The following is a 12386-nucleotide window of genomic DNA, read 5'->3' as shown; positions in this document are numbered from 1 at the left end:
TCACTTAGAGCCTTTTTTTTGTATCCGCGCTCTGAGCCTCACCTCGTTGGAAAGGTCATATTTTGATGGGTTTGACCCTCTATATGAGAGTCGGGCAATACCACCGTTTGGCCTATTCTAGTCCTGTCGATTAAGGACCCCCTTTATCGGCAATAAGTGTTTAATTTCTATGTTTACTGCAAGGACGCAGACTTTTGGCCGGGTTTCATTGCCCGGCCTTTTTTATGAGGCCAATCTTATGACTCGCTACGGCGGCTTTGTTCTTCTTTCCTGCTCTCTGTTTACCACTTCTTCTTTAGCATCGTTTTATGATCCTGTTGATGGTCAATTTGATATGGGGCATCACCTTGCAGAAAATGCCCATGGCTTTTTGCCTATTCCGATTTTGATTACCGAACCTGCAGTAGGTTACGGTGGCGGTGTAGCTGGCTTGTTTTTACACGAGACAGATGAAGAAAAGCGACAACGAAAGCAGGCAGCGCTATCTGCTATTGATGGTGGTGCGCAGCTTGTTCCTTCTGCAATGTCAGTGGTTGGGGCGGTAGGTACAGAAAACGAGACTTGGTTTGTTTTTGGTGGTCACAGACGTTCATGGATGAATGACTCTATCCGTTATACAGGTGGTGGTGGCTTTGGTGTTGCGAATTTGGATTTGTACACATCAATTAACTGGGGACCGATAGACCATGATCTTAGAATAGGTACATCAACTTCAGTGGCCGTTCTTTCACAAAAGGTACAATTTAGGATCGGACAGTCGCCTTGGATGTTGGGGATAAAACAGTTACTAGCTAAGTCTGAGATTGAATTTGATAATACGGTTTTAGACCGAATTTTAGGTAATGAATCGGTTACTTCTGGTCTAGGTTTGGAAGCTGAATATGACACAAGAGATAATCTATTTTATCCAACCAAAGGTTACAAATTGTCTGCAGATTACATGGTGTACGACGATGCGATTGGCAGTGATTACAATTACCGAAATTTGAACATAGATGGCGAAGCCTATATCCCAATCACTCAGAAATGGATGCTAGGGTTAGCCGCGAATTATCAAAACTTCGACCAACAAGATCGGCTTGTCTCCCCAACAGCGAAGCCGTATGTGTCTTTACGCGGAGTGTCTTCTTACCGCTACCAAGGTGATGAAATTGAAACAATACAAGGGCAACTCACGTATAGCATTAATCATCGTTGGAAGGTGTCTGGGTTCTACGGTTCTGGTACTGCAAAGCAAGATAACATCGTAAGTCACGATAGCACCATCAATGCTGGAGGTGTGGGGTTCCGATACCAAATCGCAAGACGTTACGGTTTACACCTTGGAATGGACTACGCGCAAAGCCATGAAGAAAGTGCCGTTTACTTTAATGTAGGCAGTGGATTCTAAACAAACAGAGTAGTTTGGTTTTTTCCATTTAAAAGGCGCTAATTTAGCGCCTTGTTTGTGTTCTCTCATAAGGGGTTAGGTCACTGTATAAGTAATTTTACCATCACTTAGGGTACGGATTGTCAGTTTGTAGGGCGAGATCCTCCATAAGAGATTCTACGATTTCATGTTTTGCTCATAACCTGTCTTGGTTTTAAGCAACTGGGTAACGGCGTGAAGACCTCGATTAAACAAGTAATATTGGTAGCTTCACTCTTCATGGTTACTCACCCCGCAGCGATAGGTGCAGACTTCAATATTAAAGGGCTGAGCAAAACTCTCACTGAAAATGTAGAGTTGCACTTAGAACCTTTGGTTGATGTCCCAACCGCACAGCTATCACATACTAAATTATTGAAACGGGTTCAAGACGCGCTCAACCCTTATGGCTACTATCATCCTCAGATAGCTATTGAACTTGATGACAGCGATAACCTCACCTTAAGCGTCGATTCTGGCCCTGTCATGTACATTGCAGAATCGGTCGTAAAAGTCACAGGTGAAGCGACTGAAGATGAAGAGTTCATCAAAATACTCACGCAAAGTCAGTTAGATTCAGGCTCACCATTATCTCATCAAGAATACGACCAAACTAAACGGGCGATCTTCTCTTTGGCAAAGCGTAAAGGCTATTTCGACGGTAGGTTTGTCGAGTCTATGATCGAAGTGATTCCTAGCGAAAACATCGCCAATATTCACCTGCATTTTTCAAGTGGCCCACGCTACAAGTTTGGCGCTATCAGCATTCCTGATGATGGTGTTGAACCTGCGCGTATCGAGAAAATTCCCACATTCAAACAAGGGGACGACTTTGACACGATAAAGTTGGGCGAGCTGCAGTCTGACTTGTTTGAAACTCAGTGGTTTCGCAGTGTCGTGGTACACGGTGACTTTAATCATCTTGATGACAATCTAAAAGTGCCAATCGAAATCATTGCTGAACCAAGCTCTCGTAACATTGTGCAAGTGGGTGGCGGTTACTCTACCGATCTCGGTTTAAGAGCGTCTTTAAACTGGTCAAAGCCTTGGTATAACCGAAGAGGACACAGCTTTGAAACACAGGCATATTTGTCTGAACAAGAGCAATCACTGCAATTAGGGTACAAAATCCCTACAGAGAAAGTCACGACCGATTACTTTGGTATTCAGTTTGAATCGAAACGAATTGATCATCGAGACACCAGTAGCTTTTCAAACGATCTTAAGTTTCAACGTTACTGGCAATTAGACAGCGATTGGCAAAGTACCATTTACGTCAAATACTTGCATGAACAGTACCGTCAGGCCTCTGAGGAAGACCAATCGCAATTACTGTTACCTGGTATCAGTTTTTCACAGGTTGATCGTAAAAATGATCAATTGGAGCTCAATCATCGACACATCTATTCTGTTGAGTATTCTGACCCTAGTTTGTTCTCTGATTCAAGGTTGTTGCGGTTGGAAGGAAACAGTGTACTTTCGTGGGACATTAGCGAAAGCCAGAAGCTTCATTTCCGTTCAAATGTCGGCGTTAACATAGCTAAATCGTTGTCGGATGTGCCATCGTCACTGCGTTATTTTGCTGGTGGCGATGGGAGCATACGAGGCTATGGTTATGAATCGATTTCTCCAAAAGATGACAACGGTGAATTAACAGGTGCACGCTATATGCTAACAGCAGGGCTTGAGTACCAGCATCAGGTTTACCGCTCGATCTGGATGGGTGCATTTCTGGATGTTGGTGATGCGTTTGATGATGAAGCGGATTGGAAGCGCGGCACAGGCCTTAGTCTGATTTGGAACTCGCAATTGGTGCCTGTGAAACTCGATTTTGCTTACGGTTTAGATGCGCCTCAAGGCGATGAGTTTCGTATTCACTTTTCTTTAGGGACTCAATTCTAATATTTGTACGTTGTTTAAGCTCTCGCGAGGATGCGATCCATCCAATGGGATTCAAGCAAATCGACAGAGCGTAATAACCTTTGTGCTCTAGCAAACACAAAGGTAAACACAATGAAAAAGGTACGATTTGGTGTATTTGGTAACATGGGCCCTGAAGCGGATGCTCTGTTCCAAGATATCGTCGCTAAGAAAGAGATTGAACACGGCGCGCTTAAAGACCAAGACCACATGGCCATGATTGTGGTTAAAAATTCAGATATCCCAGACCGCTCTGAAGCAATTAACGAAGGCGGTATCGACCCTGTTCCAGAGCTAATTGAATCCGCGTGCATTTTAGAACACGCCAACGTTCAATTTGGCGTTATGACCTGCAACACCGCTCATTATTTCAGACCTGAAGTTCAAAAGCATACCAATGTTTATATCGTCGATATGCTTCAAACTACGGTTGATCAAATCAAAGAGCAGAATCCTGAATCTATTGTCGGTATTTTATGTACTAACGGCACATACAATTCGGGAATCTATGACCGTTACCTAACTAACGCCAATCTGGTATTCGTTAAGCCAGATTCTTTTGAGCAAGAACATAACGTTCATAGCGCTATCTATGGCGAAGTAACGGGCGAGATGACTGCGTGTGGACAAGCAATCCGAGAAACCAACGGCATTAAAGCGGGCAAGTTTGACCGTAATGCGGCACTTTTAGCTGTTGCGGTTCAAAGTATCGTAGAGAAGGGCGTTAACACGGTTATTTTGGGGTGTACGGAACTTCCTTTGGTTAGAAAGCAACTTGAAACGGCATTTCCAACAGTCACTTTTATTGATCCTATGGAAGCCGTAGCTGAGCGTGTCGTTGATGTTTATCGTCTCGCTGAGCAGTATGTTGAGCGTGGACATGTGGATTACGACATTAACGATGTCGATTCGATTTATACAACGTTAGATATGGTGAATTACGTAGCCAAGAGAGCGATGACCTACCGTCTGTAGGCTCAGATACGTCTATTTGAAACATGAGAAAGCCGCGAATTACGCGGCTTTTTTGCATTTGGATTGGTGAAAGATTAAAAATTAAAAGTGAAAATTCGAAGCTCGACACTTAAAGCTCGAACTCGCCATTCATTTTTCGAAATAACCAATCCGGCACCTTGTTCCACGAACTGTAGTTCGGATCCTTTGTATGGACTTGATCCCCTGAAGCCCAGCTCGTCTCACCTGATTGTTCTCGCGACACGGCCCAGAACAAATCCTCTTTCTGATGCGTTAAGTAGTGTGTCACTTGCTTCGCAAACTCTTCACTGTCAATCAACACACCAAACTCAACGTTGAGAAAGTCTGATCTTGGGTCGAAGTTAGAAGAACCAATATAGGTTACACGCTCATCTAAAATTACAGTCTTGTTGTGGTAGTAGGTATCAACATGAAAGTAGTGGTCATCATTGATAGCTTGGCTTTTGTACTCGTAGATACTTATGCCTTTGTCGAGTAGAGTCTCACGGTGTTTTTCGTAATACGCAGGAACAAAACCCGAATCATTAGACGCCGATGAATTCGTCAGCAAGGTGACTTCGGCTTGGTGCTCTTTAAGTGCATCGATGAATACAAACTGGTTATCGCTTGGCACCATGTAAGGCGTAGAAATCATAGCCTTAGAAGGTGTCGGTACTTTCTGCTTCATTAAATGCTCTGTACGCTGACGAAAGTAGGGCTTGTTGTCATTGAGCTTCTCTAATGAATCAAATAAAGGCGTTACCGATGCTTTAATAAATCTTGGTTCGTTCAAGTGATTTATCTGTAGCTCAACATCGAAAGTGATCGGCTTTTTATTCTTCTCACCTTTATTTATAGCCTTGGTAAACGCTTTGTATTGGCCTTGTTCTTTGACTTTGATTCGCTTTTGAATTGGCACGACATATTGGCTTTCCCAAAGTGTTTGGTAATTGTTGTCGAAAGACGCGATTACATCACCTCGAAACAAAACGTCCATATCAAAGAAATTGGCATTCTCGCTATAGCCAAAGTAATCATTGCCGATGTTTCTTCCGCCTAAAATCATCGAGTGATGATCAACATTGAAGTACTTCTCGTGAAGCCGATTATCCAGTTGTTTTTGATGAGTGGAGAAGTTGAACGCACGACCAATCCAGCCAGCTTTACGTGATTCAAAAGGGTTGAACAGTCGAATCTCAATATTGGGGTGTGAGTCTAATTCCGCTAACCACTTATCATTAAAAACCAGTAGGTCATCTAAGGTCAGTCGGACATGAACCTCACGATCCGCCGCTTGCTTGAGCTCGTTTAGAAGCATCAATCCAAGCGTGTCACGCTCCCAAGAGAAGTAGGTCATATCAATTGAGTGTTGTGCTTGGCGAACGAGCTCGATACGGCGAGCAAAGGCCTCTGGTGCAGTCGGGATCAGGTACACCTCAGTGTGATGTTCTGTGCTTTGCCAGTTTGCTTCAAAGTCAGGTTCAACATCGGGGTATGGTTGGGCGCAGCCTGTGACCACAGTAATCAACATCATTGTGCATACGGTTTTTAGTTTGCTAAGTGTCATAACTACCTGCGTTTGAACGTAAAATTTGAATATAAAAACGGCCAGCGAGCTGGCCGTAAAGTAGGAAGTGTGTTGAGAATGTTTAGTTTAGGTACCACTGCCAAGGCATAAGGCCTTCCTCTGCTAAACCGGTTAAGCGACCTTCACGAAGCTTAGGGTCAACACCTGGGTTTGTGACATAGTCCCAGTCTAAGGTAGTACTGTTTTCGCTGAAACCTGCACCATCAATTACGAGCACATTGTCGGCAGCGTCGCTGTACTGTTGGACTTCGAACAATTTATCGCTAAACCAAAGACGCGACATTTTGTTCATTAGTGCTTTATCCTTGCTTGATGGTCTTACTTCACTTCCATCAAAACGCACGGCTTTGTTAAACACAAACGGCAACTCTGAACCGTTACACGCACCGCTGATACAACCAATAGTTTTAAATAAATCGATAATAGATAGCTCACCATTTGGCAAGGTATTGTAGTTCCACATGTTAAAGCTTGGCTTGTGCTCAAAGTGGTATAGCGTTGCTTCTACTTCGTTGTTTGCTGCCATATGACGAGCTGGACCATTGAACAAAGTGTCATTTAGCAAGGTTTTAAATTGCTTCATGTTGTCAAGAGCGCCACCTAAGCTAGATTCTGAGTTAGGGTAGAAATCAGTTAGAGCTAGAATATCTTGGGTTTGTTGGTGGCTCGTGATATCAACAATGTCGACTAAACAACCGACGGTACCCGTAATGTCATTGGTATCAATGCATTTAGTCATTTCTACTAGATCTCCTTCTAGTTTGGCACCATAAAATAAACCCGTTACTGCACTGTAGGCACTACTTGGCAATACAAGCTCCGCTGAAACTTCATCACTTGCTTGCTCAGATAGTTTTTGCTGCAGAAGAACGATGTTGTTTTTATCTTCTAACCAATTAACTATCGCTAGAGCAAGCTTTGTTGGGTCTTCATTAGTAAGCAGTTCAGTTTCATCATTTGTTAATAACTCGATGACCGTCGGAATTAAGAACGTAGCGGTAAAGAGCATGCCAAAGCTGTTCGCTTCATGTGCATTTTGACCTAGGACAGTTGGTACTGAGAATCCTGCTTGCATTGGTGATTCTGCTGATTCGTTACAGCTACCAAGAAAACTAGTTTTTTCACACAATATGTATGGAGCAAAAGGCATCAGGTTTGACATTGGAGTCTCATCTGCTGTTGGGCTCAGAATGGGGATTTGCAAAGAACCTAACAACCAATTCTTAAGCTGTTCAATACCATTCAAAGCCGTTTCTTGTGACGTCATGATCTCGTCGATCGAAGTGTCTACGTCAAAGTCATTGTTGCGGTCCTTAGCCACGTCATAACTAGGATACTCAAAACCATAAGGGTTACTCTGCATGATGGCTCGTTGGAAATATTGACCTGCGATATCTTCATCTTGCTGTAAGAAACCAATAGACATAGCACCAGAACCTTGCCCCATAACCGTCACGTTTTGAGCATTACCACCGAAGTCAACGATATTATTGTGTACCCACTTCAAGGCACGCTTTTGGTCACCTAAGCCATAGTTGCCATCTTGGTTCTCGCCTTTAATCCATTGAGTACCTAACTGACCAAGACGGTAGTTCAAGCTTACATAGATAAAAGGATTGCCTTCACTAGCACCTTGAGCCACAACATTATCGCCTTGAATCAGAGGCTCAGCACCTGAGCCATATTCAAAGTCACCACCGTGGATGAATACATAAACCGGTAGATCTGCATCAGAATCTACGCCTGCTGGTCGCCAGATATTGAGGTTAAGGCAGTTCTCATCTTGCGTTTGTGATGTCGTTTTTAGTTGAGGACAAGCATAACCAAACTGAGTCGCATCCAAAGCACCTTCAACAAGGTTTACAATTTCACTGTGCTCAAAGCGCTGAGCCTCGGCGTATTGAATCCCTTTGAAAGATTCAACAGAAGCCAGTTTGTCGTCTTCGGTATTCGAAGTTACAACCAGTTCTTCTTTGGTCGCTTTAATCGTTACGTTACCGATTTGAGCATCAAATGGTTTAGCAGGTGCAGGAATTAACGCTTCTGGCTCGTTTGGTAATGGAACAGTAGGGGCAGTATCAGTATCGCAACCTGCTAAGGCAGCAGCAATTGTAAGAGCGATTATTGAACGGTATACAATAGTCATAAAAAGAGTTTCCACAATAGTATTCGGTGCAGTCTGTTTCATCGTCATCTACTTAGATAACAGAGCTACAAAGTTTCTTATCAAGAACAACCTGGCTTTAAGAGCAGGGCTGGTAATCAAAGTTCGGTGACTAGAATCGGTAGCCAAGATTCAGCGTTACAGCCGAACGAGTTTCGCCTTTGTTGTACAACACAGTCATGTTGTAATGCTTGCCGATCTGTTTGTTAACGCCAGTGAGGAATGCCCACTGATCGATGTCGACACCAACGTCATAATCAAATTCGATGTCATCGGTTTTTACGGTGCCTTGCATACGTGAATTTAAACCTTGATATTCAGCGCCAACGAAAAACTGAGCTCGATAATCGACTAATTGGTAACCCAACATAGGTTGAACCGTAACAATGCCATCGCCCCAGTCGTCTAATCCTTTAAGACGGGTTTGTGAATAAGTGCCAGTAACAGAAGCAAAGAACTCTTTGTAACCAACGGACAGTGTTGTACCCATACCGCGTAAGTCATACTCGAGATGAAGTGGAACATTTAAACGACCACGGTTGCACAGAGCTGAAACTTCGCTACAAAGTAGGTCACCTGCGCCATCAAATCGATCATTGAGCTTGTCTCTTAAGTATTCACCTGCTGCGCCGGTATAAGAGGCATCCACGTTCGCATCAACGTTTACCTTTCCTACATAACCGAATACATTCCAGAATGGCAGGATATTTACGTCACCGCGTATCGAAAGGCTTTCCGCTTTTACCGTCGCAACGCTATCTTCCGGGTCAAATAAGTCATTCAAGCGCACACCACCAATCACGTAATCAGTCATTGGAATGTCCATGTCTTGGTTGCGATAAGCTACGGATACACCGAATGGAAGTGGCATATCGATACCTTTACGACGGACCATATCACCCATTAAAGGGAAGACTCGGTCTAGCTTTACGCTTGCCTCTAACATTCTTGGGTCTGATACTTCTTGAAGCCTTGCTTCGTTAAGCACCTGTATGCCGTTATCGTCTTCATAAAACGCGACTGGCTCGATTATGCTTGTCATCTTCACTGGTTTGTTCTTGGTTGTACCAACGACTTCAGTTGTTTTACTCGCGATGACTAACTTACCCGACGGTAAAGTGTGAAACTCAATCTCTTGCTTATAGCTTTCTACCTTGTATATGTGGTGTTTAAACGGCTTTTCATTGCTGATCAGCATGCGTTTTGGTTCACCGTTGACTAACTCAATGTTGACATTCAAAAAACGGAAATATGCGATGTCTTGAGGTAGTCCATACTTCGAATAATCGAAGCTGATGATTACTTTGTTATCGTCGATTTCTTTTACGCGAACCGAAGATGAATCAAAGCTTTCTGCATAGTCACGTAAACGATATTCGGTGCGTGTGAAGGCTTCTATTTCATCGAGTAGGTTTTCGTTATCGTCCAGTTCTTCTGGGTTATATTTGATACGAAGATCGATGTTGCCTTTAGTGTCGGTGTTCTTAACGAGATAGACGCTTGAGTCACGAACTTCATCACCAATTTGCAGAGTACGATGTGCGTGTTCAACTAGGTGTTCGCCCTGTACGAGTGAACTGATTGCTAGCTTTGGTAAATCATGACTGATGCCATATTTGTCAAACAGTGCTCGACCTTTTTCCATGACTTCGCTGTAAGTCTTGGTTTCTGCTGCAGACGCAAAGGCGGGTGTGGTAAGTAATAGGGCGCTCGCTAACACAGAAAGAGTATGGGCCTTACAGGCGCTGGTGCGTATTTCAAAAAAACTCATGACGGTTTCCACGCTGAGTGGCCTCAAACCTTCGAGACTCAAACAGTCGATGTAATACTGAACGTCGTGTTCAGTTGTTATGTATTTATCCGTTAGGATTGTTCGTGTGAATGTCGCGACTAAATATGCATTGCGTCAATCAATGAGAGGATTTTAAGAGGAGGTCGCAGATCGCGTTAATCGCGTTTGATGGACGCTATCCTCACTTAGTAAGAATTAACGCTAATCGACTGATTTATAATGATTTAAAACAGATAACAAAACGGCCTGCTGGGTAAAAATACTTGGCAGGCCGTTCTGTTATGAGAGACTTAGCGTATCCAGTTCTAAGCGGTTACTTTTACTCTGAATAGATCAGTAAACAGCTTCGCGATCATTAAAATGATCAAGATATTCACCAGCATCAACAGTGGTGTTTCTATTCTATAAACCGGAGTGAGGTTAAGCGCACCAGATGTAAGAACAACCAACAAATTGATACCTAAAATTCGATGTATCATGAGCTTAGGTGTCGCGAACACTTTCCATATCACCATAATATTAAGGAAGTAGAATAGTCCCAGTTCCCATAGTTCTGTCATTAATGGCATCACAAAGATGTATTGCAACAGAATCACAGATCCTGTTCCCAACACACCATAAAAAGCGTCCTTGATAACGCTTGGTGGCATGGTCGGCACCATAGAAGAGAATACACCGGCTAACATAGGAAATATAAAACCACCTGGTATTGGAAGATAAATCCAAATCAACAGCGATGTGATAAACATCGACACGCCTTGCAGCACTTTGCGCCCATCTTCATTCAAATGTTCAACAAACGTGCGATGTGCATGATGCCAAGACACTTCTTTATGATCGCCCATTACATTGAGTTCACCTTCAACCAGAGATTGATCTGGTGTTAATACATCAAACGTTTTCAAGTTGTGAGTAAGAACTGCCCATTGGATACCCACGTCTGATTCGCTGTTACTTTGTTTGAGTAATGTATCTTGGATATGTGCCATTTCATCGATACGCAAGCGCCATGTTTGGATGTTCTCTTTAAGGTGGTAACTTCCGGTCAGTGGCAGATCTAAAAGTTGATACAACTTATCAATATTTGCGGTATTGCTTTCAAGTCCGGCAATGTCGATGTCGTCTGTTTTTTCCATCGCATCTAACAACACTTGTTTACTGGTTTCGAAACGTTGTACAAAGTTGAGTTCAGTATTCACAGGCCAAACGATGCGATACACAATCGAGAACACAACAACACCTAATAGTGTTTCTTGAAGTCGAAGTACAGCAAAGTGAAAGGTGGTTTGGCTATCAAACCCGCCCATACAAGCAACAATCGAACACACGGCAAATCCTATTGAAAAGATATAGCCGTATTTCTCGTCGCTCGACATGAAGATACATACCCCAAGGAACAGGGTGAAAAATGTTAGAAACAAGAAGCGATCTTGAGAAAACATGGCGATAAGGAAAAAGGCATAACCGGTCCCTAACAAGGTTCCCATTAACCGGTTATGGCCTTTGTTTATTGCATGGGCGAAACTCTCATTCAATGCCATCACTGCCACGGCTATCGCAGCCCAATACGGTTTTTCCCAACCAAACCACAACGCTAGGCAGATTGCGATAACGATAGAGAGTGCGGCTTTAATCGCGTCTTTAGTCGATGCAGTGAACATAAGAATCACCTAGCTATTTTTGATTATTTTAATCGAGGCAGTCATACCAACACGCAGTTGTAAGTCTTCTGGTATGTTGTCTAACTTCACTTTGATAGGGATGCGTTGAGCTAGACGTATCCATTGAAAGTTTGGATTCACGTTTGGCAATAAATCATTACCTGTGCTGCCGTCTTGCTTAGCTATACCAAAACCTATACTTTTGATATGACCTTCTAGTTGAACATTGTTGTGCATCATCAAGGTGACATAGGCTGTATCCTGAGCGTCGACGCCGACTAAATCTGTCTCTTTGAAATACCCTTCAATCCAAAAGCTATCTTCATCAATTAACGCAACCACAGGTGAATTCGCGACAACTTGAGAGCCCACGCGTAGGCTCAGATTAGTGATGTAGCCGTTAGTCGGCGCGTATACCTTGGTGTACTCAAGATTTAGATGTGCTTCTTCTACGTTAGCTTTTGCCAGTTCCACATTCGCGGTGCTAGTTTCTACTGCGTTGTTTAAGTTGTTTAGAGTAAGAACGGGCACAGCACCGGGCGTTCTTTTCTCTAAATTCAACGCGCGTTGTTCTTCATTTTTGGCTTTGGCGAGTAGGGCAAACGCTTGTTTTTGAGTCGCAAGTGCTTTTCTGTAGGTCGCTTTGTAAATACTCGGATCGATTTCAAAAAGAAGATCGCCTTTTTTTACTTTCGAGTTGTCTTCGACATGCACTTCAATCACTTGACCCGTGACTCGAGGTGTAATTGAGACAATATAAGCACTCACTTGTCCGTCTCTGGTCCATGGGTTACTTGAGTACGACTGGTAATAGCTATAAACCACAGTTCCCGCAGCAGCCAATAATAAAAGTGTGATGAGATAACGTTTGATCACAG

General features: G+C 43.2%; 8 protein-coding genes. 3 read left to right on the top strand and 5 right to left on the bottom strand.

What is annotated here, in order from left to right:
• Positions 1 to 238 precede the first annotated feature (238 nt).
• From MD535_RS08680 to MD535_RS08670, 3 genes are all read left to right on the top strand, one after another.
• Positions 239 to 1390, top strand: coding sequence for a BamA/TamA family outer membrane protein (locus MD535_RS08680; RefSeq protein ID WP_102332928.1), 1152 nt, complete (start codon positions 239 to 241; stop codon positions 1388 to 1390).
• A 201-nt stretch (positions 1391 to 1591) separates the two neighbouring features.
• Positions 1592 to 3310, top strand: coding sequence for an autotransporter assembly complex protein TamA (locus tag MD535_RS08675; protein WP_237300659.1), 1719 nt, complete (start codon positions 1592 to 1594; stop codon positions 3308 to 3310).
• 111 nt (positions 3311 to 3421) lie between these two features.
• Positions 3422 to 4303 carry an aspartate/glutamate racemase family protein gene (locus tag MD535_RS08670; protein WP_237300634.1) on the top strand — a complete coding sequence of 294 codons (882 nt, stop codon included), beginning with the start codon at positions 3422 to 3424 and terminating at the stop codon, positions 4301 to 4303.
• 109 nt (positions 4304 to 4412) lie between these two features.
• Here the strand turns inward: MD535_RS08670 and MD535_RS08665 are convergent, their stop codons facing one another.
• The 5 genes from MD535_RS08665 to MD535_RS08645 form a co-directional block, all read right to left on the bottom strand.
• On the bottom strand, positions 4413 to 5870 hold the full coding sequence (locus tag MD535_RS08665) for a phospholipase D family protein (RefSeq protein WP_237300633.1): 1458 nt from the start codon (positions 5868 to 5870) through the stop codon (positions 4413 to 4415).
• Between the two features lie 82 nt (positions 5871 to 5952).
• Entirely contained in the window at positions 5953 to 8037 is a 2085-nt protein-coding gene (locus MD535_RS08660) for a carboxylesterase family protein (RefSeq protein ID WP_265674475.1), read from the bottom strand.
• Positions 8038 to 8167: 130 nt separating this feature from the next.
• On the bottom strand, positions 8168 to 9826 hold the full coding sequence (locus tag MD535_RS08655) for a hypothetical protein (protein WP_237300631.1): 1659 nt from the start codon (positions 9824 to 9826) through the stop codon (positions 8168 to 8170).
• A 326-nt stretch (positions 9827 to 10152) separates the two neighbouring features.
• The gene (locus MD535_RS08650) at positions 10153 to 11508 is read right to left on the bottom strand and encodes an FUSC family protein (protein ID WP_265674464.1); all 1356 of its coding nucleotides are present in this window, start codon (positions 11506 to 11508) and stop codon (positions 10153 to 10155) included.
• Between the two features lie 9 nt (positions 11509 to 11517).
• A complete protein-coding gene (locus tag MD535_RS08645; RefSeq protein ID WP_237300629.1) occupies positions 11518 to 12384 on the bottom strand; it encodes an HlyD family secretion protein in 867 nt (288 codons plus the stop codon).
• Positions 12385 to 12386 lie beyond the last annotated feature (2 nt).

Origin of the sequence: Vibrio qingdaonensis, assembly GCF_026191675.1 — a bacterium.
Taxonomy (GTDB): domain Bacteria; phylum Pseudomonadota; class Gammaproteobacteria; order Enterobacterales; family Vibrionaceae; genus Vibrio; species Vibrio qingdaonensis.
Note: the sequence above shows the minus strand (reverse complement) of the source record. Positions and strands in the feature narration are given on the sequence as shown.